The sequence below is a fragment of the Arthrobacter sp. NPDC058127 genome (genome assembly GCF_042884555.1).
GTDB lineage: Bacteria > Actinomycetota > Actinomycetes > Actinomycetales > Micrococcaceae > Arthrobacter.
The window spans coordinates 139,708-165,005 of record NZ_JBHVTT010000003.1 but is presented as its reverse complement, the minus strand read 5'-3'; the positions used below and the strand labels follow the sequence as shown (position 1 = coordinate 165,005).

Annotated in this window: 27 protein-coding genes, 1 other RNA gene, 1 pseudogene and 1 riboswitch; of the genes and pseudogenes, 14 read left to right on the top strand and 15 right to left on the bottom strand. The window is 62.5% G+C overall.

Annotated features, from left to right (window positions below; all coding sequences use genetic code 11):
• The first annotated feature begins 60 nt into the window (after positions 1-60).
• The 3 genes and pseudogenes from ACFVTG_RS06965 to ACFVTG_RS06955 all read left to right on the top strand — a co-directional run bounded on the left by ACFVTG_RS06965 (position 61) and on the right by ACFVTG_RS06955 (position 827).
• Positions 61-351: a hypothetical protein gene (locus ACFVTG_RS06965; RefSeq protein WP_390279132.1), complete on the top strand. Its 291-nt coding sequence runs from the start codon at positions 61-63 to the stop codon at positions 349-351.
• Positions 352-443: 92 nt separating this feature from the next.
• A pseudogene (locus tag ACFVTG_RS06960) lies at positions 444-545 on the top strand (type II secretion system protein F); the annotation flags it as partial.
• A 126-nt stretch (positions 546-671) separates the two neighbouring features.
• A complete protein-coding gene (locus ACFVTG_RS06955; protein WP_390279130.1) occupies positions 672-827 on the top strand; it encodes a hypothetical protein in 156 nt (51 codons plus the stop codon).
• A gap of 44 nt (positions 828-871) precedes the next feature.
• Here ACFVTG_RS06955 and ACFVTG_RS06950 read toward each other — a convergent pair whose 3' ends face one another.
• Positions 872-1,330 (bottom strand): hypothetical protein, encoded by a 459-nt coding sequence (locus tag ACFVTG_RS06950; RefSeq protein ID WP_390279128.1) that lies wholly within the window; start codon positions 1,328-1,330, stop codon positions 872-874.
• 18 nt (positions 1,331-1,348) lie between these two features.
• Positions 1,349-2,119, bottom strand: a complete 771-nt coding sequence (locus ACFVTG_RS06945) for a hypothetical protein (protein WP_390279126.1) — start codon at positions 2,117-2,119, stop codon at positions 1,349-1,351.
• Between the two features lie 103 nt (positions 2,120-2,222).
• On the opposite strand from ACFVTG_RS06945, the gene ACFVTG_RS06940 reads away from it, so the two are divergent.
• The 8 genes from ACFVTG_RS06940 (at position 2,223) to ssrA (ending at position 8,696) form a co-directional block, all read left to right on the top strand.
• Positions 2,223-2,741 (top strand): hypothetical protein, encoded by a 519-nt coding sequence (locus ACFVTG_RS06940; RefSeq protein ID WP_390279124.1) that lies wholly within the window; start codon positions 2,223-2,225, stop codon positions 2,739-2,741.
• Positions 2,742-2,895: 154 nt separating this feature from the next.
• Complete coding sequence (locus ACFVTG_RS06935; protein ID WP_390279122.1) at positions 2,896-3,207, top strand: hypothetical protein; 312 nt, start codon at positions 2,896-2,898, stop codon at positions 3,205-3,207.
• 66 nt (positions 3,208-3,273) lie between these two features.
• Positions 3,274-4,389, top strand: coding sequence for a peptide chain release factor 2 (prfB, locus tag ACFVTG_RS06930; protein WP_284751283.1), 1,116 nt, complete (start codon positions 3,274-3,276; stop codon positions 4,387-4,389).
• Positions 4,390-4,552: 163 nt separating this feature from the next.
• The gene (ftsE, locus tag ACFVTG_RS06925) at positions 4,553-5,317 is read left to right on the top strand and encodes a cell division ATP-binding protein FtsE (RefSeq protein ID WP_284751282.1); all 765 of its coding nucleotides are present in this window, start codon (positions 4,553-4,555) and stop codon (positions 5,315-5,317) included.
• Positions 5,314-6,228, top strand: coding sequence for a permease-like cell division protein FtsX (gene ftsX, locus ACFVTG_RS06920; protein WP_390279119.1), 915 nt, complete (start codon positions 5,314-5,316; stop codon positions 6,226-6,228). Before ftsE ends, ftsX begins: the two co-directional genes overlap by 4 nt.
• Positions 6,229-6,230: 2 nt before the next feature.
• Complete coding sequence (locus tag ACFVTG_RS06915; RefSeq protein WP_390279117.1) at positions 6,231-7,655, top strand: peptidoglycan DD-metalloendopeptidase family protein; 1,425 nt, start codon at positions 6,231-6,233, stop codon at positions 7,653-7,655.
• Positions 7,656-7,719: 64 nt separating this feature from the next.
• A complete protein-coding gene (gene smpB / locus ACFVTG_RS06910) occupies positions 7,720-8,190 on the top strand; it encodes an SsrA-binding protein SmpB (protein ID WP_028264808.1) in 471 nt (156 codons plus the stop codon).
• 137 nt (positions 8,191-8,327) lie between these two features.
• Positions 8,328-8,696: a transfer-messenger RNA gene (ssrA, locus tag ACFVTG_RS06905) on the top strand.
• A gap of 723 nt (positions 8,697-9,419) precedes the next feature.
• Here the strand turns inward: ssrA and menE are convergent.
• The 6 genes from menE to ACFVTG_RS06875 form a co-directional block, all read right to left on the bottom strand.
• On the bottom strand, positions 9,420-10,988 hold the full coding sequence (gene menE / locus ACFVTG_RS06900; protein ID WP_390279115.1) for an o-succinylbenzoate--CoA ligase: 1,569 nt from the start codon (positions 10,986-10,988) through the stop codon (positions 9,420-9,422).
• Between the two features lie 40 nt (positions 10,989-11,028).
• A complete protein-coding gene (locus tag ACFVTG_RS06895; protein WP_390279113.1) occupies positions 11,029-12,396 on the bottom strand; it encodes an MFS transporter in 1,368 nt (455 codons plus the stop codon).
• Positions 12,397-12,459: 63 nt separating this feature from the next.
• On the bottom strand, positions 12,460-12,915 hold the full coding sequence (locus ACFVTG_RS06890) for a MaoC family dehydratase (protein WP_390279111.1): 456 nt from the start codon (positions 12,913-12,915) through the stop codon (positions 12,460-12,462).
• 26 nt (positions 12,916-12,941) lie between these two features.
• Positions 12,942-14,165 (bottom strand): acyl-CoA dehydrogenase family protein, encoded by a 1,224-nt coding sequence (locus tag ACFVTG_RS06885; RefSeq protein WP_390279109.1) that lies wholly within the window; start codon positions 14,163-14,165, stop codon positions 12,942-12,944.
• A 1-nt stretch (position 14,166) separates the two neighbouring features.
• Positions 14,167-15,063 carry an amidohydrolase family protein gene (locus ACFVTG_RS06880; RefSeq protein WP_390279107.1) on the bottom strand — a complete coding sequence of 299 codons (897 nt, stop codon included), beginning with the start codon at positions 15,061-15,063 and terminating at the stop codon, positions 14,167-14,169.
• A gap of 1 nt (position 15,064) precedes the next feature.
• On the bottom strand, positions 15,065-16,006 hold the full coding sequence (locus ACFVTG_RS06875; protein WP_390279105.1) for an SDR family NAD(P)-dependent oxidoreductase: 942 nt from the start codon (positions 16,004-16,006) through the stop codon (positions 15,065-15,067).
• A 123-nt stretch (positions 16,007-16,129) separates the two neighbouring features.
• Here ACFVTG_RS06875 and ACFVTG_RS06870 point away from each other — a divergent pair, with 123 nt between their 5' ends.
• On the top strand, positions 16,130-16,600 hold the full coding sequence (locus ACFVTG_RS06870) for a MarR family winged helix-turn-helix transcriptional regulator (protein ID WP_284751274.1): 471 nt from the start codon (positions 16,130-16,132) through the stop codon (positions 16,598-16,600).
• 141 nt (positions 16,601-16,741) lie between these two features.
• Complete coding sequence (locus tag ACFVTG_RS06865; protein ID WP_284751273.1) at positions 16,742-17,740, top strand: S1C family serine protease; 999 nt, start codon at positions 16,742-16,744, stop codon at positions 17,738-17,740.
• Positions 17,741-17,802: 62 nt separating this feature from the next.
• On the opposite strand, the gene ACFVTG_RS06860 is transcribed toward ACFVTG_RS06865, so the two are convergent.
• Complete coding sequence (locus ACFVTG_RS06860) at positions 17,803-17,943, bottom strand: hypothetical protein (protein WP_172465476.1); 141 nt, start codon at positions 17,941-17,943, stop codon at positions 17,803-17,805.
• Between the two features lie 121 nt (positions 17,944-18,064).
• Positions 18,065-18,439, bottom strand: coding sequence for a hypothetical protein (locus tag ACFVTG_RS06855; protein WP_390279102.1), 375 nt, complete (start codon positions 18,437-18,439; stop codon positions 18,065-18,067).
• Positions 18,440-18,512: 73 nt separating this feature from the next.
• Here ACFVTG_RS06855 and ACFVTG_RS06850 point away from each other — a divergent pair, with 73 nt between their 5' ends.
• Positions 18,513-19,964: an MFS transporter gene (locus ACFVTG_RS06850; protein ID WP_390279100.1), complete on the top strand. Its 1,452-nt coding sequence runs from the start codon at positions 18,513-18,515 to the stop codon at positions 19,962-19,964.
• Between the two features lie 40 nt (positions 19,965-20,004).
• On the opposite strand, the gene ACFVTG_RS06845 is transcribed toward ACFVTG_RS06850, so the two are convergent.
• The 5 genes from ACFVTG_RS06845 to rsgA all read right to left on the bottom strand — a co-directional run bounded on the left by ACFVTG_RS06845 (position 20,005) and on the right by rsgA (position 25,296).
• Positions 20,005-20,718 carry a metal-dependent transcriptional regulator gene (locus ACFVTG_RS06845; protein ID WP_390279098.1) on the bottom strand — a complete coding sequence of 238 codons (714 nt, stop codon included), beginning with the start codon at positions 20,716-20,718 and terminating at the stop codon, positions 20,005-20,007.
• Between the two features lie 29 nt (positions 20,719-20,747).
• On the bottom strand, positions 20,748-21,524 hold the full coding sequence (locus tag ACFVTG_RS06840) for a class I SAM-dependent methyltransferase (RefSeq protein ID WP_390279096.1): 777 nt from the start codon (positions 21,522-21,524) through the stop codon (positions 20,748-20,750).
• Positions 21,525-21,575: 51 nt separating this feature from the next.
• Positions 21,576-23,000 carry an aminotransferase class V-fold PLP-dependent enzyme gene (locus ACFVTG_RS06835; protein ID WP_390279094.1) on the bottom strand — a complete coding sequence of 475 codons (1,425 nt, stop codon included), beginning with the start codon at positions 22,998-23,000 and terminating at the stop codon, positions 21,576-21,578.
• A 35-nt stretch (positions 23,001-23,035) separates the two neighbouring features.
• Positions 23,036-23,148, bottom strand: a riboswitch (SAM riboswitch).
• 160 nt (positions 23,149-23,308) lie between these two features.
• Positions 23,309-24,121 (bottom strand): histidinol-phosphatase, encoded by an 813-nt coding sequence (gene hisN, locus ACFVTG_RS06830; protein ID WP_284751267.1) that lies wholly within the window; start codon positions 24,119-24,121, stop codon positions 23,309-23,311.
• Positions 24,122-24,180: 59 nt separating this feature from the next.
• Positions 24,181-25,296, bottom strand: coding sequence for a ribosome small subunit-dependent GTPase A (gene rsgA / locus ACFVTG_RS06825; protein ID WP_284751266.1), 1,116 nt, complete (start codon positions 25,294-25,296; stop codon positions 24,181-24,183).
• Positions 25,297-25,298: the final 2 nt, after the last annotated feature.

Sequence of the window (25,298 nt, the reverse complement as noted above, 5' to 3'; positions counted from 1 at the left end):
AAGGCTTTGCCCGCGCAATACAGTTGGGCTTGTCAGCCTTGAACGATCAGATGGGGAAACATGAGCGGCGAAGTCATTTTGAATGGGTTTGATTCACTTGTAGAAAAGCCAGTGGAGAAGGTGCGCCCGAGCGCGGTGGTCCCTGACCCGAAAAGTGTGACCGAACTGGACTGGGTAGTCGTGCAGATCGTCTCAAACGCTGATGGCACGCTGACCACGCTTCAGGAACTTCGTGGATGGTGGACTGGCAAGAACTATTACGGCGTAGCCGAAGGCAAACGATACAGGACGCGCGTCGTAACCCAGGTTGAACAGGGTGAAGTCGTGGAGTACGACACTTCGACAATCTGAGCAAACGCTGTTCCTACTAGAGCCCTCGTCAGTCATTGCGACTGGCGAGGGTTCGTCGTTTTAGTGTCCGCAGCCCGGCATCCAATAAATACAAACGTTGCGCTAGCGTGGTGCCTCTGGTTTTCGGCGTTCTGCCCCTCACTGTGATCTTCGCCGTCTATCCGGGCTTGGCCGCGCTGGATCTTGGCTTCTGATGACGATCGCCGACAAGCCTTTTCACGTCCATCACATTGGCATTCGCTTGAATGCCAATTCTAGAAACTGCACGGAAATCCACAGCGGACTCCTGCACAGCGAAATGGGGAAAAATGAATTGGGGAATGAAAAAGCTCGGACGCCGCGGCGTGCCAGCTTCGGGACTTGTGCTGTGGCAGCTGTGGACTCTCCTGCCGTCCGGATCAGCGCTGGGATCCAACCCAGACAAGAGTTCGGTCCTCGACGACGATCCTTCCGAGCGAGGCGACGTACCCGGTTGACCAAGGATATTTACCTACCCAAGTTGATGTCCAGCTTTCCACACTCACTTTGGGCTGCGGACGTCAGCTCGGCACCGCCCGTTAAACACCATTTGCTTGGCTCCGAAGGCTTCGTGTAAGGCAACCAACTGAGGTGAGCCTGTGGTGTAGCCGTTCAGGGTGACTTCTTGAGCAAATTCGTACAAGTTGTTGATCATGTCGTCAGCGGCCTTGAGCGTGGCATCAGGCGCAAGCATGACGAGGTGACCACTTTTGAGGGACGCTAAAACTGCGAGCCCTTGCTCATGTCTTTCTTGCTCGGACTCGATTTTATAGGCGGACAGAACCCACTGTGAGGCCTCTCGGGTTGAATCGATTAAGGCTGCGTAGGCAGTCGCTTGCTGATCTCTAAGCCATCGTCCATGCTCGGTCAGCTTGTCGTGCTTCGACCTGAAATAGGCAAAGACGCCGTTAATGATTGCTGCCCCGAGTGCGCCGCCAAGTAGGGGTATCCAGAAGTCCATGGGTCAAACGTACAAGCTCTACTTCTGCTCCTCTTGTATCCATGCCATCGTGGGTTCCACAGGGGGAAGCTTCTTTTCAAGGCTCCGCCTCATCAACAGCGTCGTCACCGCTGACTTTCGCTGGAAATCATCACAGGCGGCAGCAAAATCTTCTTCGCTGAGTTCTCTACCTTCATTAAGGGATTCTTCAACGAGCGTTAGAAGATCCGCCTGCGATTGCATTGCCGCCGTCATTGAGGCGGTTACAAGTTCCGTACCGGGAAGAAGCTTCATCGTTTGAGATGCTTCAGACATAGCTCGTCGGACCTCAAAGATGGGTCCTTCGTCCAGTCGGCGGGGGTCGGAAAGATGCCCATAACCTATCAGTGTGGTAATTGAGTGTAGGGCCGTGTTGTAGGCGACATAGACGTCTCTCTTCTCCTCACGTCGGGCCTCGTCCCGGTCGTGTGAGCTGCGGAGTTCCCACATCGCGCGCTCCGCCTCGCGTGCCGCCTTGGCGTTCTTGAGATTGATCCATCCCGTGACCCCCGCACCGAGCAACACGCCAAGGATGCCAGCGCCGGTGGAAAGTATCATTCGAAGTGTTTCGGGATCCATAGGCACAACATCCACAGAAGACCCCTCCGAAGAGAGGTCTTCCTGTTCAGACTTCGCGCTCCCACGCGCCACGTTCGGCGTTGTACACCAAGTAGTAGCCAGTGTGTCGGCCGTTGGTGAGTCGCGGATCGATCGTCCATTTCCGGTCGCCGTCTTTCGGACCGGTGGGTTCAATCTGTTGTCGTTAGTCATGTTCACCCCCTGTTGAGTGGGGCGAGCCTACTACACGCTAGTTGCCTCTGAGGACAGACTGGACGGCTGATAGGACCTGGGGCCGCGCTGGAGGTGAGGGGGCATGCTGCGACTCCTGGTTGATGCTGGCCGTGCCGTGCTCGCCCGCTTCCGGGAGGCGGCCGGCCTGCCACTCGCGGAGAGCCGGAAATCTAACGGCCCAGGATGTGATTCCGAGCGGGGAAGCGCAGTGGTCGAATTCGTCCTGCTGTCCATCCTGCTCATGGTTCCCGTGGTCTATTTCATCGTCACTATGGGACAAATCCAGGGCGGTTCCTTCGCCGTCGTGGGGGCAGCGGACCAAGCGGCCAAGGTCTTTGTCATGCAGAAGGACACCGCCCAGGGGCGCGTCGCCGCTGAACAAGCTGTCCTTCTGATCCTTGCCGACTATGGCCATTCGGCGGAGCAGGCAGCCCTGGACGTCGCGTGCGACCGCAGCGACTGCGGGTCTGCCGGTGCTGCGGTCACCGTTACCGTCAGGCTCACGGTGCCGTTGCCCATGCTGCCGTTTGGAGACGCCCTGAAACTGGACGCCGCGAACCTGAGTGCGTCGGCCACGCAAATCGTCGGGCGGTTCCGGTGAGGGGCCTTCCCATGGGCATGCGGTCCAGTAAGTCGGGTGGAGAAGACGGTCATTTGATGGTCTTGAGCATCGGTTATGTGGCGATCGCGTTGTTGCTGGCAACGGTCGTTGCTGCGGCCTCCGCCAACTACATCGAACACAGAAGCTCCTCTCCATGGCCGACGGAGCTTCGGTGGCAGCCGCAGACAGCTATTCCCTCGGCCAAGTAGACAGCAGCGGTGAAACGCCCTCGGCCATCCTGAACAGCGGGCGGGTGCGAAGCGTTACCGAGTCATACCTCAGCCAAAACGGCGCCCATTCTCGGTTCGATCAACTTGCCGTCGCACCGGGTACTGGTAGTCCGGACAGCACCACGGCCGAAGTTGTGCTGAGCGCGGTTGCCCATCCGCCCGTGGTCAGCTTTCTGCTTCCCAGCGGTGTTCCGATCGAAGCGCGGTCCACCGCACGTTCCCGGCTGACCCGCTGAATTCCAAGCGTCACACGTCCAGCCCCGTGCCAAGGCCGCCAGCGGATGGCGTACTCTGGAACAACCATGGCTCAGATTGACTTTCCCGCAGAAATCCGCGCGCTTCGCTCCACCTACCGCTCCATCGAACAGGTTTCCGACGTCGAGAAGCTCAAGGAAGAGATCGAAGAACTGAGCGAGCAAGCTGGTGAACCGAATCTCTGGGACGATCCAGCCTCCGCGCAGGTCATTACGTCCAAGTTGTCCCACCGGCAGTCGGAACTTGAACGGTTGAACAGGCTGACGGGCCGCATCGACGATCTCGAGGTTCTTGTCGAACTCGGCCAGGACGAGGACGACGACGACTCCATGGTCGAAGCCGCCACGGAACTCGAATCAATCCGCAAGGCCCTCAAGGAACTTGAAGTGGTAACCCTGCTCTCGGGCGAATACGACGAACGTGAAGCCGTCGTCACGATTCGTGCGGGCGCCGGCGGTGTTGACGCGGCAGACTTCGCCGAAATGCTCATGCGCATGTACTTGCGCTGGGCGGAACGCCATGGCTACCCGACGACCGTGATGGACACCTCGTACGCCGAAGAGGCCGGCCTCAAATCGGCCACTTTCGAGGTCAAGGCGCCGTACGCTTTCGGTACCCTCAGTGTCGAAGCCGGGACGCATCGGCTTGTCCGCATCAGCCCCTTCGACAACCAAGGGCGCCGGCAAACGTCTTTTGCCGCCGTCGAGGTCATCCCGCTCATTGAGCAGACCGACTCGATCGACATTCCGGACAATGAGATCCGCGTCGATGTTTTCCGTTCTTCCGGTCCTGGCGGGCAATCCGTCAACACGACCGACTCCGCAGTACGGTTGACCCACATCCCCACGGGGATCGTCGTCTCCATGCAGAATGAGAAGTCCCAGCTGCAGAACCGCGCAGCCGCAATGCGCGTGCTGCAATCGCGGCTCCTCCTCCTGAAAAAGGAGCAGGAAGATGCTGAGAAGAAGGCATTCGCAGGTGACGTGAAGGCATCGTGGGGCGACCAGATGCGTTCGTACGTGCTCAATCCGTACCAGATGGTCAAGGATTTGCGGACTGAACACGAAGTGGGCAACACGTCAGCGGTGTTCGACGGCGACATCGACGACTTCATCGACGCGGGCATTCGTTGGCGCACGGGAAACCGGAACGCCGAAGGGTAACGGCGCCTGCGCTGATTGAGCGACACACCGTACCAAGCCCGCGATTCCATCGCAGAGCGTGCGTATAGTCGAAGAGCCGGCGCTCAACTTCCCCCAACGAAAGCCCGTGCGCTGGCGGTTGGACTGGCCGAACGTGGCATGTCCGGCGGGGTTCTGAAGAGTCATGATCCGATTTGAGAATGTCACCAAGGTCTACGACCCCAATGCCCGTCCGGCGCTGGATGCTGTCAACCTTGAGATTGACCGTGGAGAATTCACCTTCCTCGTCGGGGCCTCGGGCTCCGGCAAGTCGACGTTTCTACGACTCATTCTGAAGGAAGACCGGGCAACATCCGGTTCGGTCTACGTCGCAGGCCAGAACGTAGCCAACATTTCAAGCTGGCGGGTCCCCAAGCTTCGCCGTGGAATCGGCGTCGTTTTCCAGGACTTCCGCTTGCTGCCGCAGAAGAATGTCTTCGCCAACGTGGCCTTCGCCATGCAGGTGATCGGCAAAAGCCGGAGCATCATCCGGGAGACAGTTCCGGAAGTGCTGAAGACTGTCGGGCTTGAGGGCAAGGAACGCCGCATGCCCCATGAATTGTCCGGTGGTGAGCAGCAGCGCGTGGCCATCGCCCGCGCCGTGGTCAACCGCCCAGGTATCCTGCTGGCTGACGAACCCACCGGAAACCTGGACCCCATTACTTCGATGGGCATCATGGGCGTGCTCGACAAGATCAACCAGAACGGCACGACTGTGGTCATGGCAACGCACGACGACGACATTGTGAACGAGATGCGCAAGCGCGTGGTAGAGCTCCGGAACGGAGTCGTGGTCCGTGATGAGGCAAAGGCCCTCTACACTTCGATGATTCCGGTGGTCGGAGAGTCCCGGCGAATGAAGGACGCGAGCGATGCGGAAATAGACCGCGCGCAGGGGGTCCAGCAGTGAGGCTCGCTTTTATCCTGGGCGAGATCGGAAGCGGCCTGCGCCGGAACCTGTCCATGGTGATTTCCGTCGTCCTGGTGACTTTTGTCTCCCTCACCTTCGTCGGCGCGGCCGGCATGCTGCAGATGCAGATCAACCAGATGAAGGGTTACTGGTACGACAAAGTCCAGGTTGCCATCTTCCTCTGCAACGACTCCTCGACATCGACCGGATGCGCTTCGGGCGCTGTCACCAAAGAGCAGCAGGACAACCTCGCGAAGATGCTCGATTCGCCGGCGGTCAAGCAGTACATCAACGATTACCAGTTCGAGTCACAAGCCGATGCGTTCAAACACTTCAAGGAACAGTTCTCCAACTCTCCGATTGTTGATTCGGTAACCCAGGACCAGCTTCCTTCGTCTTTCCGGATCAATATGAAGGACCCCCAGAAGTACCAGATCATCAGCGAGACATTCTCGTCCCAGGCCGGGGTGGAGACCGTGAGCGACCAGCGCCAGGTCCTTGAACGAATCTTTGAGTGGATGAACGGCGCCTCCGTGGCGGCAATGGTGGTCGCCGGAGTCATGATCTTCTGCGCCGTCCTGCTCATCACCACAACCATCAGATTGTCCGCGTTCAGCAGGCGGCGGGAGACAGGCATCATGCGCCTCGTTGGTGCATCGAAGACCGTCATCCAACTGCCGTTCATCCTCGAAGGCGTCATCGCCGCCGTCGTGGGCGCAATCCTGGCCTCCGGCACCCTGTGGCTGGTGGCCCAGTTCTGGCTCAATGGAGACTTGTCGCAGCAGTTCCTGAACACTCCGTTTATTTCCTCGACCCAGGTACTCGTGATTGCTCCGGTCCTGATAGCGTTGGGCGGCGGCCTGGCCGGGATCTCTTCACTCCTGACCCTCCGTCGATATCTCAAGGTGTAGCCATGAAGAGCACTGATCCCGAGCGAACAGGACAGCCGATGCCCCGGAAGTACCACGCTGCCATGCGGATGCGCATGGTTAGTGGCCGTGCCAAGGTTGCCGGCTCTGTGCTTGCCATCGTGCTGGCTGCGAGTTTTGGAACAGCGCCCGTGGCACACGCGGATGACCTCGATGACCAACAGGCCGCCCTCAACGCGGAATCGGCGCGCGTGCAGCAGTCGCTGGAATTCGTTGATGCCAATATCGCCAAGGCGGCTGGCGACCTTGTGGTGTACCAAGGACAGCTTCCGGGAGCGCAGCAGGCACTTCTCGAAGCCCAGGGCAGGGTTGCTACTGCGGTGAAGGAAGCTGATGCCCTGGCGGCGCGCGTGGATCTGGCTCAGCAGAGTAAAGCCCAGATCACCCAGCAGCTGGAAAACGACAAGCAAAAGATTACGGATACCAAGAAGCTCATCGGTCAGATCGCGGCGCAGGCATATAAATCCGGCGGCGTTCCCACGAACGTTGCCTTGTTGTTCGGATCGAACGACGGCGGCAACCTCACGGAAACCATGGACCTCGCCAACCAGGCGATGCGCAGCCAGAACGCCGCGATGACGAAACTGACGCAGCAGAGCGCGACGAACGTGAACTCGCAGGCCCGGCTCGCCGCCGTCGAGCAGGAAATCCGCGATCTCAAGGCGAAAGCGGACGCGGCACTTGAGCGTGAAAAGGTAGCCCGCGATGACGCCGCTGCCAAGAAGGCACAGGTGGACAAGCTCATCTCCGACACCACCCGTCTCAACGCCCAACTTCAAGCGGCCAAGCCCGGAATCCAGGCCCAGCTCCAGCAAGTGAAGTCGATGCAGGACGCCGTCGCCGCGGAAATCTCGGAGCGGGACCGCAAGCTGCGCGAAGCATGGTTGGCCGAACAACAGCGGCTGGCCGCAGCCGCTGCAGCCGCCGCCCAGGCGCAGGGCCAGGCCCCGCAGCCCTACGTCCCGCCGGTGAGCAATCCGCGCGGCAACTTCGGCTTGATCCACCCGGTACCTGGGAACATTCCCATCACTTCAGGGTTCGGTTGGCGCGCGACGCCGCCCGGAACCATCGATTTCTACGGCCAGGGCGGTTACATGCACACGGGCATCGACTTCGGTGCCCCTTGCGGAACGCCCGTATACGCAGCCGCAGCCGGCACCGTGTTTTCGGCAGGCTGGGGCAACGATGGTGGTGGCAACCGTGTCAAGATATCGCACGGAGTCATCAATGGAGATTCCCTGACTACGGTTTACTACCACAACACCAGCGTGGTGGTTTCTTCCGGGCAGCAGGTGAGTCAAGGCCAGCTCATTGCATATTCGGGTACCACGGGTAACTCCACCGGCTGCCATGTGCACTTTGAAACCTGGGTGAACGGGCAGGCTGTTGACCCGATGAACCTTCTATAGCCCACACGACAAGGTTCTGCTGGCGTAGACTAGTGTGATTCTTCGACAACCAAGGAGTTCTACCGTGCCCAAGGAAAGTGGCCGTAAGGTAGTGGCCACCAATCGCAAGGCTCGGCATGACTACCACATATTGGATACCTATGAGGCCGGCATTGCCCTCATGGGAACCGAAGTAAAGTCCCTGCGTGAAGGCCATGCGTCCATGGTCGATGGCTTCTGCACCTTCTACAATGACGAGTTGTGGATGGAGGGCATCCATATCCCTGAGTACAACCAGGGGAGCTGGACCAACCACGCGGCGCGCCGCCGTCGGAAGCTGCTGCTCCACCGCGAGGAGCTCAACAAGATCTCCGGCAAGATCCGCGAGACCGGGCTGACAGTAGTGCCGCTCCAGCTGTACTTCCTGGACGGACGAGCCAAAGTAGAGATTGCCTTGGCTCGAGGCAAGAAGGATTACGACAAGCGCCAGACCTTGCGCGAGCAGCAGGACAAGCGCGAATCCCTGAGGGAACTGCGTGAGCGCAACCGCCGCTGAGTTCGGCGGATACGTTCGGCAGTCGAAGTGTGTCCCGGAATGTCCGGGCGCCGCGATGCGTTATGATGATTAACCCGGCAGGTTTTAGGCGGTCGCTTTAGGGCGGGCTTCGTCTGCGGGGATTGATAACAAAATACGGGGATGATCGGTTTCGACGATGTTAGTCGCGACAGGTGAAGCGGGCCGAGGATGCAGAATTATCTCGTAAACGCTGTCTGCAAACCAATAAGTGCCAATTCTAAGCGCACTGACTTCGCTCTTGCTGCCTAAGCAGTAAGACAGTCCGTCAGCCCGAGGTTGCTATTGCCCCGGATCCTGGCGTCATTTAGATAGCCACTGCTGCTTGCCTTCGTCATCGAGGCGAGCGGGACTCTTAGATGACTGGGCCCGGATCAGCTACTTGTTCGCAGGATAGCTGGGGCCGAGAAAATCCGACGCGAACTGCGCCCGGAGAAGCCCTGACAACACGACATCGGACGGGGGTTCAATTCCCCCCATCTCCACTTTTTGTGATGAGTCGAGACATCCTTCACGGATGACTCGACTCATCGGTAACACCCCGGTCTCTGACCGGGGTGTTTTTCTTTGTCTGGGTTGGTGGTCCCGTGCGGGGTTTCGCCACTCCAGCCTGGTCTCAGTGGTTCGGACTCCGGGCTGCCGGCTCGTCATCCGAGCTGTCGACGCCGTTCGGGGGGCTTCCGGGTTCCCCGCCGGGATGTTTGGTGCCGGGTTTGCGATCAACCAGCCTTCGTCGCTGGTGTCCAAAGACCATCACGACGGCTACCAGTGCGGCCCCGACAAGGACCATCACGACCCAAATCCATTGTTGCCCGTCCACGTTCGCCCCAATCTCAGCCCGTTGGCTGGGTGCTGCGTTGTGCTACGAAAGGCCCTCGCTCCGTCGGCCCACGCTGGGAGGACAGGCCCGGTGAGGAGTCAGTCTTTCTCCTGATGGATTGCGTAGGCGATACACCGACCCCGGTTTTTGGAATGTGGGTAGTCCATTCAGCAAGCCCCCTTGCTTTTTGGCTGCGGCCCCTCGCCGGTCTGAGCCCAGTCGTGGCGATCCGCCCATCTGTTTGGCATGGACGCTCTCCGACACGATAGGACTCCGGGCCGTTGTTGTCTTGAGTAGTTATTACTCGTTTTCGGGTATTCCTGCGAGACAACCGTGCCGTGCCGCCGAGGGTGCTTATTAACAAGTGCCAGGCACCCTGTAAGCGGATCCCTCAGGAAACGGTGCTCCGGCGGAGCTCGCTCTTGCGGATCTTTCCACTGGCCGTTCGCGGCATATCGCCCACGAACGCCACAGTTTTCGGGATCTTGTAACGGGCCAGTTTCCCGGTCAGGTGTTCCTTGAGTTCGTCCTCGGTCAAGAAGGCGCCCTCGCGGAGCACCACCACGGCGCGTGGCACTTCTCCCCACTTCTCATCCGGCACGCCGATGACTGCCACGCTGCCCACGGCGTCGAGTTCGCTGATTGCTTGTTCCACCTCGGCGGGGTAGATGTTCTCGCCGCCCGAGATGATCATGTCCTTGAGCCTGTCCGAGACGAAGATGAATCCGTCTGCGTCCTTGTAGCCCATGTCTCCGGACTTGAACCAGCCGCCGTCTTCATATGATTCGGCAGTGGCGTCGGGCCGGTTCCAGTATTCGTGGATGACGTTGGGGCCTTTGATCTGGATTTCGCCCACCGTGCCCTGCTGGGCAAGGCCTCCGGCGACGTCGGCGATCCGGACGTCGCTGAAGAAATGCGGTAGTCCGGAAGAGCCCGCCTTGTCCCGGGACCTGGCGGACGGCAGCGTGGTGGCGCCGGGCGCCGTCTCCGTCATTCCGTAGCCGTTGGAGAAGCGCAGTCCGCGCGCCTCGTACGCTTCCAGGACGCGCGTCGGAACTGCCGATCCGCCGCAGGTCAGCTTGTTGAGGGAGCTAAGGTCCGACGTCGGCCAGGCCGGATTCTCGCACAGCATCTGGTAGGTGGTGGGCACCCCGCTGATGGTGGTGGCCCGGTGCTGCTCGATGAGCTCCAGGGTGCGTTGGGGGTCGAACCTCGACTCCAGGACGACAGTTCCGCCCTTGAGGAGCGTTGGCAATACCCCCATGGCGAGTGAAGCGACGTGGAACATCGGCGAGATCATGAGGGCCACGTCGCTGGAGGAGAAATCGAAGTCGACAATCACGTTGATGCAGTTCCAGGTGATGTTGCCGTGGGTCAGGAGCGCACCCTTGGGGCGTCCCGTTGTTCCGGACGTGTAGAGGATCATGGCGCCGTCATCGAGCTCGACTTCCTCGTCCAGATGCAGGGGTGCCCCGGAGGCGACGACGTCCTCGTAGTCTTCCGCCGACGTCGGGGTCTCACTTACGGCGCCACTGAAGGCAGCGGTGCCCTCGCCCGGGAAGGAATCGTCGACGACGACGCGCCGGCCCACGCGGGTGCCTTCCGCGCCGCTGGCCGCGAGGCCGTTGAGGCTCGCTGAGTGGATCAGCGCAACGGCTCCGCAGTCCTCAAGCTGGAAGTTGATCTCCGGGGGCGCCAACCGCGTGTTGAGGGGTACGAAGATCGCCCCGAGCTGCCCGCAAGCGAAAAGCGTTTCCAGGAAAGCGGGATGGTTGTCACCGAGATAAGCAACCCTGTCGCCTTTGGCAACCCCTCCCGCTTTGAGGGCGTTGGCGAGCCTGTCCGATCGTTCGGCAAATTCCTCATAGCTGAGTTGGCGATTTCCGGAGATCAGCGCAATCTTGCTTCCGGACTTCGGGCGGCGACGCTGCAACCACGAACCGATGCCAAAATTCTCCATGGCGGTCCTTTCTTATTCCCAAGCTAGACCCTTCCCGGCCTCAAGGCCGGACGGCCTGCAAATCGTTGTTCTTCGGTTCCCGGGTCAACAGGATGAAGATGATGGAGACGACGGACATCGCAGCCAGGTAGAACACCACCGAGCCTGTGTTCTGGCCCGAGTCCTTGAAGATCTGGGCCACGATCCCCGGCGTGAATCCCGCGCCGAGTAGCGTCGCGAGCTGGTAACCGAGTGAGGCTCCCGTGTAGCGGGAGGTGGTGCCGAACTGCTCGGACACGAATGCGGCCAGTGGCCCGAAGAGCGTTGAGTGGATCATCAGGCCGACGGTGAAGGCGACGAAGACCAGGAGGATGTTGTTCGAGGACAACAACTGGAACATCGGGATCAGATAGGCGATGAAGAGTACGAGCCCGCCGATCATCACGGGCCTCCGGCCCAGTTTGTCGGAGAGCCTGCCGCCAAGGACCACGAAGGCGATGGAAATGAAAGAAGCGGCGGCGAAGGCGTACAGCACCCCCTGGCGGTCGGCGCCCTTCGAGACGGCGAAGGTGACCGCGAAGGTTGCCAGCACTACTTGGAGGGCAAAGCCGGCGGCCCCGGCGAGCATGGTGAAGATCAAGGTCTTGGGCCGGCGGAGCACCTGGAGGAGCGGCATGACGGGCTTCGCGATGGATCGGTCGTCAGTGTTCCGGGCCGCCCTCTCCTGCTTTGCGATCCTTTCCTGCTCAATGGCGGCTTGGAAGATGGGGCTCTCCGAAACCTTTAGCCGGACGAACATGCCCACTGCCAGCAGGACAAACGAGAGCAGGAATGGAACACGCCAGCCCCAGGCAAGGAACTGGGAGTTTGGCAGGGCAGAGAAGGCGCCCATGATGAGGGTGCCGAGCACGGCGCCCGACGGAGCTCCGGCATTCACGAACGAGGCCGCGAACCCGCGCTTCCCCGATTCCGAATGCTCCAACGCCATCAAGGCGGCCCCGCCCCACTCGCCGCCCACGGCGATGCCCTGGAAAACGCGGAGCACAACGAGCATCACTGCGCCCCACGGACCGGCCACCGAGGCGCCGGGGACCAGGCCGATCAGTGCCGAAGCCAAGCCCATGACCAACATGGAGACGATGAGCATTCCCTTGCGACCCAGCTTGTCGCCGAAGTGCCCGAAGATGACTCCACCCAACGGGCGAGCTACGTATCCTGCGGCGAAAGTTCCGTAGGCTGCCACGACGCCAACCCAGTCGTCCATTCCCGAAAAGAAGACCTTGGGGAAGACCACGGCCGCGGCTGTGGCATAGAGCAGGAAGTCGTAGTATTCGATGGTGCTGCCCAGGTAGCTGGAAGCAATGACGGTGCGTGCTTCCTTGCGTTTGGTGGCCACGTCCATGGATTGAAGCTGCGATATTTGGGACATCGTTGTTCCTTAAAGCAGAGGGTGGGGGAGTGCCCGCAGAAGCGGGCTATTTGTAGAAGCGGGCTATTTGTAGAAGCGGGCGAGGAATTCGGCCACGACCGCGGGGCGTTCCTGGCCTTCGATCTCGATGGTGTTGGAGACCTTGATCTGGGCGCCGCCCTTGACCTCGGTGACTTCGGCGATGGTGGCTTGCATGCGGATCCGCGCGCCCACCTTGACCGGGGACGTGAAACGGACCTTGTCCAGGCCGTAGTTCACTTTGGTGGTGACGCCTTCGACGTCGAACAGCTCGCCCCAGAACGGGATGATGAGCGAGAGCGTGAGGAAGCCGTGGGCGATCGGGGCGCCGAACGGGCCGTCTTTGGCGCGTTCCGGATCGACGTGGATCCACTGATCGTCTCCGGTGGCGTCAGCGAACTTGTTGATTTGTTCCTGGGTAATTTCGCGGTATTCGGTGACGCCGAGATCGGTTCCGGGGAGGGTGAGCAGTTTGTCGAAGTCGACGACGAGATTTGGCATGGTTGCCTCCTGTGGTGGTTTTGGGGTTAGCGGGCGAAGGCGCTTTCGCCCGTGAGTGCGCGCCCGACGATCAGGGCGTTGATTTCGTGTGTTCCTTCGTAGGAGTAGACGGCTTCGGCGTCGGCATGGAACCGGGCAACATCACTCTCGAGCGTGATTCCGTTGCCGCCTGCCAGCTCCCGGGCAAGCGCGACTGTCTCCCGCATCGCCAGGCAGCTCTGCATTTTCGCCAAGGCGGAGTCCTGGTCGCGGTAGACCCCGCGGGCCTGCTGTTCGGTCAGCCTGACCACGAGGGACAGGCTTGCCGTGAGGTTGCCGAGCATGCGGGCCAGCTTTTCCTGCACCAGCTGGAAGGAACCCAAAGGGCGGCCGAACTGGTGGCGCTCGCGGACGTACCGGCGGGCTGCTTCGAAGGCGCCGGCCTGGATGCCGGTGGCAATCCAGGCGACGTCCGAGCGCATGGCCCGGAGCATCGCCGCTACATCCCTGAAGGAATTCACGTTGTGCAGGCGCATGGATTCGGGGACCCTGACGCCGTCGAGGGTGATGTGGGAGTTTTGCATCATCCGCAGGGAGGTCTTCCGGTGGATCTTCTCCAAGGCCACCCCGGAGGCTTCGCGGTCCACGAGGAACGCCTTGACCTGTCCGTCGCCCACGTCCCGTGCGAACACAGCGAGGACATCCGCCGTCGAAGCGCCCCCGATCCAGCGCTTGGCACCATCGAGCACCCAGGTATCGCCCTCGCGGTGGGCCCTTGTGGAGAGCCCGCCGGCAATGTCCGATCCGGATTCCGGTTCGGTCAAGGAGAAGACGCCCTTGAGCGAGAAATCGACCACGCGCGGCATCCACTCGGCTTGTTGTTCTGCCGAAGCACCTACGCGGATGGCGGTGCGGAAGAGGCCGGCCTGGGCCGTGTACCAGGTAGCGAGCGAAGCGTCCGTGCGGGCGAGCTCGAAGATCCTGAAGCCCTGGTAGATCCCGCGCGCCGGGTTGCTCCTTGGCCCGAGGCCCCTGAGTTCGGCCGGTTCCATGAGGTCCAGTTCGATGAGCGGCTGGACCAACTTGTCGGGGAACTCGCCCCGCTCCCAGTAGTCGGCCAGCAGCGGCTTCGCTTCGCGGTCCAGGAAATCCCGCAGTCGGTGCAGGACCCGGCGCTCGTCCTCGGTGAGGAGGGACTCCGCGTCGTAGTAGTCGCAGTCGTTGTAGAGGCGTTCCGCAACCGCGGTCTCCACGGGGGTGTCAAAGCTCAAGTCAGCCTCCCAGCCCGAGCATGCGCACGGCGTTGTGCTTGAGGATCTTGGGACGGACCTCGTCCTTGAGCGGGAGGTCAGCGAAGGCGGCCAGCCATTTCTGCGGCGTGATGAGCGGGAAGTCCGTGCCGAAGAGGACTTTGTCCTGCAGCACCGAGTTGGACATGCGCACCAGTGACTCGGGGAAGTACTTGGGGGACCAGCCGGAGAGATCGATGAACACGTTCGACTTGTGCGTGGCGATGGAGTTGGCTTCATCCTGCCAGGGAACCGAGGGGTGGGCCATGATGATCTGCAGGCCCGGGAAGTCGGCGGCTACGGCGTCGAGCAGGAGCGGGTTGGAGTAGGCCAGCTTGATGCCGTAGCCGCCGGGCAGGCCGGCGCCCATGCCGTTCTGGCCGGTGTGGAAGATGGCTGGCAGGCCCAGTTCCTGCAGTGTCTCCCAGAGCGGGTAGAACTGTTCGTTGGAGGGGTCGAAACCCTGCAGGCTGGGGTGGAACTTGAAGCCGCGGGCGCCTAGGTCGATCGCCTGGTACTTGGCGCCCTGGATGGCCTCGGTGCCGGTGCGAGGATCCACGCTGCCGAACGGGATCAGCACGTCGTTGTTCCTTGCGGCTCCCGCGATCAGTTCGGGAATGCTGTTGGGCGCGTGCTTGAGCTGGGTGCGGGCGTCCACGGTGAAGACGACGGCGGCCATGTTCAGTTCGCGGTAGACCTCGGCGATGCGGTCCAGCGAGGGCGTGCGGTCCTCGGCCTTGAAGTACTTGGCAGAGGCCTCCGTCAGGGCCGGTGGCAGGGATTCGTGGCCGTGGCCGTCCACTTCGAGATGGACGTGCATATCGATCGCTTCAAGTTTCGAGACGTCGATGCCGGGTTCGTAGCGCTGGGGTGCGGGCATGTCAGCGGACCTGTGAGGCGGCGGCCTCAGGCTGCAGTTCCGCGGGGAGCGCCAGGAATTCCTCGCCGACGGTCTGAAGCTTGTCGCTGAACAACGGGCCGAAGTTCTCCACGAGGTCCTGGTAACCCCAGCCGCCCTCGCGGTAGGCGGTCGCCGCGGCTTCGGGGTGGGTCCAGAGCTGGAGGCGGTCTCCACCGGCGCCGATGGCTTGGCCGGTAATGCCGGCCGCCTCGTCGGAGGCGAGGAAGGCAATGAGCCCGGAGACGTCGTCGGCCGTTCCAAAGCCAAGCTCGTGGCGGAAGAAGTGCGGCATGGCCTCGCCGCGTTCGTCCGCCTCCACTGCTTTCCGGAAGTACGGGATAGTCTTGGTCATCGCCGTCGCGGCTACCGGAATCACGGCATTGGCAGTGACGCCGGCCTTCTTCATTTCCAGCGCCCAGGTCCGGACCATGCCCACGATTCCGGCCTTCGCTGCGGCGTAGTTGGACTGGCCGAAGTTGCCGCGCTGCCCGCTCGGGGAGCCGATGGCGATGATGCGGCCGGCGATCCCGTTCTCCTTGAAGTAGCCAAATGCCTCGCGGGCGCACGTGAAGGTGCCGCGGAGGTGGACGTTGATGACCAGGTCGAAGTCTTCGTCCGTCATCTTCAGAAGGCTCTTGTCCCGCAGGATGCCGGCGTTGGTGACCAGGATATCCAGGCGGCCGAATTCCGTGACAGCCGCTTCCACCAGCTGCTTCGCCGCTTCTGTGCTGCCTACGGGAGCGACGACGGCGACTGCCCGGCCGCCGTCGGCCTCGATGGTCCGGACCGCTTCGCCGGCCACCTCGGCGTCGACGTCGTTGATGACCACCGCCGCGCCTTGGCGGGCGAGTTCCCGGGCGTAGGCGAGCCCCAGGCCGCGTCCGCTTCCGGTCACAATTGCTACTTTTCCTGACAGGCTCATCGCTGCTCCTTTGCTCGATCCCTGTGCATCCAGGCCTTCGGCGTGGGATGCTGTTCTGTATCCATGAAAATACGTATCGTTGAAAATGTCAACGATTGATTTTGAAGATTATTGGAGTTTGTTATGACGATCGAGGCGCAGGACGAGCAACAGGCTGCCACGAAGGACCGGCTGGTCGCCGCGCCTATCAGCCAGGATGTGGGTTTCCTGCTGGCCAAGCTCCATGCAAGCGGCTCGGTCGTGAACAACCGGGCGCTTGCTGAGTTCGACTTGAAGGAGAGGTCCTATTCGGTGTTGATCCTGGCCGACAGCGGGCTGGAGCCTACCCAGCGGGAGTTGGCGGACTTCCTCAGCCTTGACCCCAGCCAGATCGTCGCCTTGGTGGACGAACTTGAAAAGCGGAAACTGGTGGCCAGGGCCCCAGGCAAGCAGGACCGAAGGGCCAAGACAGTGACGGCAACGTCGAAGGGGAGCCAATTGCTCGCCCAAGCAGCCATTGCAGCCCGGCACGCGGAATCCGAAGTGCTGGCGGCGCTGGACGACCGGGAAGCCGCACAGCTTAAGGCGCTGCTGCGAAAGGCGTTATGGGGTTAGGCGTTGTTGGGTTAGCTGCTGAGGGGCCGGTTTCCCATTCATTAGTGCCGTGACAGAGTTCACCCACGGCGTAGGCCGGAACGGACTAACCGGAGCAGTGTATTCGTTGATATAGACACCACCGGTTACAGGAGGTGCACGATGAGTACGTTGCCGGAACAGACATTTCCCGAGGACATCCCTGACGCCCCGTCGGACGACGAAGCCTTGGACGCCTACTCGCGGACAGTGATGCACGTCGCAGAGACGGTCACGCCGCATGTTGCAGCATTGGAGATGAGCAGCGCCCGCAGGAACGGCCAGGTCAGGATCGGAAGTGGGTCGGCCGTGGTGTTCACGGGCGACGGCTATATGCTGACCAACGCCCATGTGGTCTCAGGCCTCCGCTCGGGGCGGGCAATATTCGCCGACGGAACCCATTCCGACGTCGAACTCGTCGGTGCGGATCCCTTGTCCGATCTCGCCATCGTCCGCGGGCACCACACGCCGCTGCCCGCCATCTTGGGCAACGCGGAGTCACTGCACGTCGGCCAATTGGTGATCGCCGTCGGTAACCCGCTGGGGCTGGCAGGATCAGTGACCGCGGGCGTCGTCAGCGGACTTGGACGTTCCATCCCGGTTAGGTCCGGCCGGCACAGCAGGGTCATCGAGGACGTCATCCAGACCGACGCAGCGTTGAACCCGGGCAATTCAGGGGGAGCCCTGGCCGACACCAGGGGGCGGATTGTGGGAATCAACACCGCTGTGGCAGGTTTGGGGCTCGGACTCGCAGTGCCCATCAACACCACCACTCAACGGATCATTGCCGCCCTGCTGAAGGACGGCCGTGTCCGCCGGGCATACCTTGGGTTGGTGAGCACCCCTATTCCGCTGGACGCGAGTGCGGTGATCCGGACAGGCCAGAAGGAAGCGCTCCGGGTGGTGGAAGTCATCGCCGGATCTCCCGCGGAGCGGGCGGGACTGCTCGCGGGCGACCTGGTCCTCAGTGCACAGTCGCGGGCCGTATCCAGTGCCGAGAGCCTTCAGAAACTCCTGTTTTCGCAGGCCATAGGGGAGCCGTTCCTCCTGACGGTCCTGCGCGACGGCAAAATCCACGCGATAGTGGCCGTGCCCAGCGAAATGACCGACGCGGATTCGTGAGGAGCCGCAGCCATGACGGAACCAGTCCGCTAAAAAGCCGGGGCCAAGGCTCCGGCTTTTTGCTACTTCTTCCTCATCCTCAAATGGGCCACGGGATCTACAGCGGCATCGGATTCGTGCTTGGCACGCTTCACTGCCCGTTTCTCCTTGATGGACTTGATACTCTTCTTCGTCTCGTGCTGGTGAGGCGCTTTGTCAGGCATGTCATGCTCCCTAACTACGGATCTTCCCTGCAGATCCTGCAAAGAGGGTCCTGAAAGGCCCTCTCCTTGTAAGCTACGCCTGTTTCAGGCGAAAGCAACCGGCCGCTGAACGCCCAAGGAACTAGGCTTCGGAAGCCGGGACGTCCACAACGCCAACGAAGCGCGAGCCGATTCCTTCGTACTCGCTGCGGACCTCGCCGGGCAGGATTCCGGGGACCTCGCTATTCCGGTGGTGACCACAGAAAACGTAGGTGAACTCCGGCCACCATTTCTTGGGACGCGCAGCTTCGGTGTAACCGCACACGACGCAGCTCAGGTGCACCCACACAGGACGCTTGCCGGTGCGGTTGGCGCGGGATTGGACGAGCCACTGAGGTGGATTGTCTTGCAGCTCGTTCAGCTCGGCTTGTGAAAGCCGGGAGGGGATGCCGTGGCGTTGGGCCATTTCCATCGAGATATCAAGGGCCAATGCGGCGTCACGTCTGCTAATCACCATTCAACGATACGGGACTATCGCCGTGACAGGATCCGCAGGAATCCGGGCGACAGGGTTCTAGCAGGCGTAGGCTGTGCTCATGACCGACGCAGCGGCCCTGCTGCCAAGCACTCCGCTGCAAAGGCGGGTCCTTGTTGTGGCTATTGTGGCTTCCTTCATCGCCATTTTGGATGGCTTCGTGGTGAACCTCGCACTCCCGGCAATTGGCCGCGAGTTGGGTGGTGGCCTTGTCATCCAGCAATGGGTGGTGGATGCCTACCTTTTGACCCTGGGCGCGCTGATCCTGGTCGCCGGATCCTTGTCCGACCACTTCGGCCGCGCGCGCATCCTGGAATGGGGACTCGCCGGCTTCACCCTCACCTCCGTCACGTGCGGTCTTGCCTGGAACGGGGAGGTGTTGGTGGTATCGCGGGCCCTCCAGGGGATCGCCGGTGCCCTGCTAGTCCCGAGTTCGCTCGCGATGATCGTCACGTTCTTCTCCGGGCCCGCGCAGTCGAAGGCAATCGGCCAATGGTCCGGTTGGACCAGCGCGGCCGCTATCGTCGCCCCGCTGATCGGCGGCGCATCGGTCGATCTGCTGTCCTGGCGCGTCATCTTCTTTATCAATGTCATTCCGGCCGTCGCCGTCTGGCCGATCCTCGCCGGATTGCGGAAGTCCGATGCCGCGACGGACACGAGCAAGAAGATCGACTACCTCGGCGCGTTCCTGGCCATGGTGGGACTCGGTGGCCCGGTCTACGCGTTCATTGAACAAGGGCGCATGGGCTGGGGGAACATGGTGGTCTGGATGCCGCTCGCTGTCGGAGCCGTCGGCCTGGTCCTCTTCCTTGTCCACGAAGCCAGGACCCAGGAACCGATGTTGCCCCTGCGGCTCTTCGGCATCCGCAATTTCGGTTGGGGAAACATCGCCACACTGGCCATTTACGGCGCCTTGTCGCTCGGCTTCTTCGCCGTAGGCATCTACTTGCAGCAAGTGGGAGGAATGAAGGCGACCACTGCGGGGATCGCGTTGCTTCCCGCGACAGTCCTCCTGATGCTCACGGCCTCATTCTTCGGTGGACTGGCCGGAAAGTACGGTCCGCGGTGGTTCATGACGGCCGGACCGTTCATCTGCGGAATCGGTTTTCTCATGACCCTGGCCGTCCAGGAGCCCCTGAACTACTGGACGCAAGTGCTGCCCGGGCAGATCGTCTTCGGGATCGGCCTCAGCACCTTGGTGGCGCCCCTCACCGCTGCTATCCTCGGCGCGGTACCCACGGAGGAGGCCGGGATCGGCTCCGCGGTGAACAACGCCGTGGCCCGTATCGCGGGCTTGATCTGCATCGCTTTTGCCGGGCTCATCATCGGTCCGGTCTTCAGCCGCCAAGGCCTCATGAATGCCGTGGTGGTCACCGCGGTGCTGTTCTTCCTCGGGGCGGCGGCATCCGCCGTCGGGATCCGGAACCCGGTGCTGGGCGCTGCAGTGGTGGACTCCCCGGAAGGCCCAGCGCCCGACGACGGCGGGACGGCCGCCCAGCGCGCCTGAACAGCGCCTTCTAAAACACGCCTTCTAAAACACGGCTTCGTCAGCGTTCCGCGAGGACGCAGCCTTCGTGTTCGACGTCGGTGGCTACCCACAATGCCGAGGCGACCTCATCGGCGAGATCGTAGTCGCGGCTGCCCGGGCCTTTTCCGATCCGGACCACCAGCGCACCGCCGAACGGTTTGCGTCCAATCACCTGGATGCTGGCATCGAGGTCGATTTCTTCGGCGGACAGGTAGCGCAGCAGCTCCGGGTTTTCGTCGCTGATCCGGGTGATCTTGCCGGAATGGCCGTCGTCGAGCTCTATCATCCGGTGCGCATGCGGGAGGGTCACTGAGCCGTCCGCTGCGGGGATGGGGTCACCGTGGGGATCGCGTCCGGGGTTACCCAGCTTTGCGGCCATGCGATCGATGAAGGTGTCCGAGACGGCGTGTTCGAGCATCTCGGCTTCATCGTGGACTTCATCCCAGCTGTAGCCCAACTCCCTCACGAGGTATGTCTCGATCAGGCGGTGCCGGCGGACCATGCCCAAGGCAAGCTGAATTCCCTGGGCGGTCAACGTAATGGCGCTGTAGGGCTGGTGGTCAACCAGGCCTTGGTCCTTGAGCTTGCGGACCATCTCCGAGACGGACGAATTGGCGACGCCGAGCCGCTGCGCGAGCTGTGAGGACGTGATGGGTTTGTCCTGCCACTCCGTAAAGGAGTAGATGACCTTGACGTAGTCCTCGATCGAGGAGGAGGGCGCACTGGTCTTCACGGTTCCAAGCCTATCGTGAACCGGCCGGATCAGACTTTCCGCGCCCGCCAGCTCTGCGTGAGATAGGGCAAGGGGATGGCCTCGTCTTCGGCATGTTCCAAATGTTCGAAGAGGTACCACCGGAGATTTCCCATGACTTTGGCCCGGGTGGCGTCGTTCGCCCTCAGGTAGTAGCTGCGCGACTTCACGAGTTCGAGGATGTCCGCCGGAGTCAAGGGATCCTCCCAACGCGTCAGGTGGCTTTCGAGGCCGGCGAACTCCGGGCCCACCACAGGCCGGAAGTCCGGTTTGTGGACATCGCCGGCATGCATGATTCGGGACAAGCGATGGACCCAGGGCACTGAAGTGTCCAGCTGGTTCCAGATCAAGCCGATGACGCCCTGCGGTCGAAGGATCCGGGCGATCTCGGTGCTGGCGGCGAGGGGATCGCACCAGTGCCAGGCCTGGGCAACGCTGACGACGTCGAATGCTGAGTCCGCCAGTCCAGTTGCCTCGGCCGTGCCCTCCAAGGCGATCACATGCGGATACGTTTTGCGCAGCTGCATGAGCATGTCCGTGGAGGGGTCCACTGCGGACACCGCCAACCCGCGCTCGACGAGAAGAGCGGTGAACTTTCCGGTGCCGGCGCCGATGTCTGCCGCGTCCCGCGCGCCTACAGGTAGCAGCCAGTCGGCCGAATCCGCGGGGTAGCCGGGCCGCACGCGATCATAGTGCTCCCCGCCGTCCTGGAAACTCTGACCGAGTTCAAGGCGCCGTTCCTCGAAGAGCTTGGGGCCGGCTGACGTGCCTTTGGGTCGCGGGGACACGCGGGAACTCCCTTCGTAGGACAGGAAAAATACCCTACGAATCTACCGCAATCAGTCGATGCTGCAGGGTGCGGCGCCCGCGGTCCCGGGAGTGTTGGGCGCCCACTCCGGGTAGCTGCGATGGTCGTTCGCCGGAACCCAGCGGCCGGCATCCACCACGTAGTCCCAGCCGAGGCCATTGCTCTTGAGCGCCCGGATGCCCGCGATGAGCCGGGTGGCGTCTTCCAATCGCGACCCCACGCCGAAACTGGCGCGCAGGGAACCGGAGGGAAGGCCGAGGCGCTTGAGCAGCGGGTGGGCGCAAAAGCGTCCGTCGCGCAGGCCAATGCCGTGTTCGGCCGCAAGATAGGCCGCAACGAGTCCGGCGTCGTAGCCCTGGAGCGAGAAGTTCACGACGCCGATGGTGTCCTCGGGATCCGTGTCGCTGAAGATCTGGTGCACGGTGACGCCGTCGATTTCCTTGAGGCCCTCGACCAGGTGCGAGCGGATGGCGGCCTCGTGGGCGTGCCATTCATCGTGGTCGAGGCTGGCGATGACCTGGGTGGCGCGGGCAAGGGTGGCCGCGCCGAGTACGTTCGGTGAGCCGCCTTCGTGCCTTGCCGGGCCCGTGGCCCAGCTGACGGAATCCAGGCGCGCCTCGCGGACAGCGCCGCCACCTGCAAGGTGGGGCGTGCCGGCGTCGAGCCAGTCGGGACGGCCCACCAGGACACCGGCGCCGAACGGTGCATAAAGCTTGTGCCCCGAGAAGACCAAGTAGTCAACATCCGCGGCGGCGATATCGATGCGGCGATGCGGGGCGAGTTGCGCCGCGTCCACCACAATCCGCGCCCCGAATTCGTGGGCCAAGGCAGCGAGTTCCTTGATGGGCAGGATCTCGCCGGTCACGTTCGACGCACCGGTGACCGCCAGGAGGCTGACGCCACCGTGGGAGAGCGCCGTGCGGACGTTGGCAACGGTCTCGGACAAGGTTCCCGCGGCAACGACGCTTCGGTGGGGGACGCCTTGCCACGGCAGCAGGTTGGCGTGGTGCTCGATGTCCAGGTAAAGGACTTCGGCGGTGTGCCTGCCGTCCTCGACCGGCAAGCAGCCGGCCAGGAGGTTGAGGGAATCGGTGGTGTTACGGGTGAAAATGACGGAATCGTCCGGCCTGCCGCCGACGAAGTCACGGACGATGTTGCGCGCGTTTTCGTAGACCGAGGTGCTGATTTGGGAGGCATAGCCTGCGCCGCGGTGCACACTCGCGTAGTACGGCAGGATTTCGTTGAGGTACGCGGAGACCACGGTCAGGGCAGGTGCGGAGGCGCCGTAGTCAAGGTTGGCGTAGCGGATGTGGCCGCCCTGGATCAGGGGTGCCTGCAACTCCGCGCCGGTGACTGCGGCCAGTGGGCGCGATGCCGGTGTCCGGGATTCACCGTGCTGATGCCCGGATTCGTGGTGCTGCGGGAGAACAGGAGAAGTAAATGTGGCTGTGCTCATGGGACCTCACTCAAGAGGGACCCCTGCGTACAGGGGGTCCGCGCTTGCCGCATCCGTTCCGGACCGGCCGGGTCGTCACCCGGGGCACCCCGCCGCGATGGAGGGTTGCCGGCCAGCAAACCGGGGTTTCGCGCTGGCACTCGTGACCTGTAAAGAGACTAGGACACCGGTAAGGCTCGTTCCAATGTGACCGGGATTGTTAAGCGGATTGTTACACGGCCGGAAAAATGTGCCTTCTGCCGAAGAAAGAGTGGCGGACGCCCCCAAAAAGGGGCGCCCGCCGTCGTTTATTCAGTGAAGAGGGTGGACTAGAGGAGGTCGTCGAGCTCGGGGTTGAGCCTCTTGAGGACCTCGGAGTGCAGGATCGAGTTGCTCGCAACGGCGTTTCCGCCGAAGGGGCCATCCGTGCCGTCCAGGGACGTGAAGCGTCCGCCGGCCTCCGTCACGATCGGTACCAAGGCGGCCATGTCGTAGACCTGGAGCTCCGGCTCGGCGGCGATGTCCACGGCGCCTTCGGCCACGAGGCAGTAGGACCAGAAATCGCCGTACGCGCGGCTGCGCCAGACATCGTTCTCCAGGCCCAGGAAGTTGTCGAGCTTATCGTGCTGCTTCCACTCGGAAAGCTCGGAGTAGGAAAGCGAGGCGTCCTCAAGCCGCGACACGTTGGAGACTTTCAGCCGGGTGGCTGCGGCCAGTGATCGGCCCATGTAGGCGCCTGAGCCCTTGGCCGCCCACCAGCGCTTGCCGAGCGCCGGAGCGCTGACGAGCCCCACCACTACTTCGCCCTCGTCCACGAGGGCGATCAGCGTTGCCCAGACGGGTACGCCGCGCACGAAGTTCTTGGTCCCGTCGATGGGATCGATGATCCAACGCCTTGAGCCGTGGCCCGTGCTGCCGAATTCTTCGCCGAGGACGGCGTCGCGGGGGCGGGAACGGGAGAGCTGCCCGCGGATTGCTTCCTCGGCGGCTTTGTCGGCATCGGTGACTGGGCTCAGGTCGGGTTTGGTCTCCACCTGAAGGTCCAGCGCCTTGAACCGCTCCATTGTCAGGGAATCGACGGAGTCGGCGAGGACATGGGCCAGCCGCAGGTCGTCGTTGTAGCTCGAATCGGGTTGGGTCATGGTTCCAAACTACCGTCTATTCGCCGGTGAGCCGGGGACGTAGCCCGGCATGCGCTGAGTTAGTTGACCGTACCCAGTTCCTTGGCCTCTTGGGCTTCCATGCGCGGGTCGGCACCAAGGAGCCTGCGCAGCGATGCGAGGCGGGCGGGGCCGGCCTCCCCGGCATGGCCATCGGCAACCCAGGAATCCAGTCCGCATCGAACGGCGGAGGCATCGTGCTTGCAGCCCCGCTCGCACGTTTCCGTTCCGGGCTCCAGATCCGGGAAGGCATGCAGGATGCGGTCAGGGTTCACGTGGGCGAGGCCGAAGGAACGGATGCCGGGCGTATCGATGATCCAGCTTCCGCCCGGGGAGTCGCTGAGCTTCAGCGCAAGGGCAGAGGACGAGGTGTGGCGTCCGCGGCCCGTTACTGCGTTGACTCCACCCGTGGCGCGTTCGGCGCCGGTCAGGGCGTTCACCATGGTGGATTTCCCGACGCCGGAATGGCCCAGGAGCACGGTGACCTTGCCGTCGAGGTAGTCCCGCAACTGGCCGACGGCGTCACCATCGAGGCGGGCGGACAGGCCGTCGTCGGAACGGGCGTCGATGCCGGAGGCGCCCGCGTCGGCCGTGCGGCTGATGATGATCGGGAAACCCAGGCTCACATAGTTGGCGAGCAGTTCCGTCGGATCCTTGACATCCGCTTTGGTGACGAGCAGCAGCGGCTCGATTCCGGCGTCGTACGCTGCCACCAATGCGCGGTCGATGAATCCTGTCCGCGGCTCCGGGTTGGCGGCCGCAACCACCACCACGAGCTGGTCGGCGTTGGCGACGACGGCCCGTTCGATCGGATCCGTGTCATCGGCACTTCGCCGCAGGAGCGTCTTGCGCTCCTCGACGCGCACGAGGCGCGCGAGGGTGTCCGGGGCTCCGGATACATCGCCGACGAGGGCCACGAAGTCTCCGGGAACCACGGGGGAGCGCCTGAGTTCCCGGGCGCGGGCCGCGATGACGATGCGCTCGTTGTCCGAGCTTTCGTCCACTATCGCGGTGTAGCGGCCGCGGTCGACTGTGATGATGCGCCCGATCACGGCGTCGTCGTGGCTGGGGCGGTCCTTGGTGCGGGGGCGTGTGCCCTTCTTGTTGGGGCGGATCCGGACATCGGACTCATCCCAGGAGCGTGCGTCGCGAGCCATCG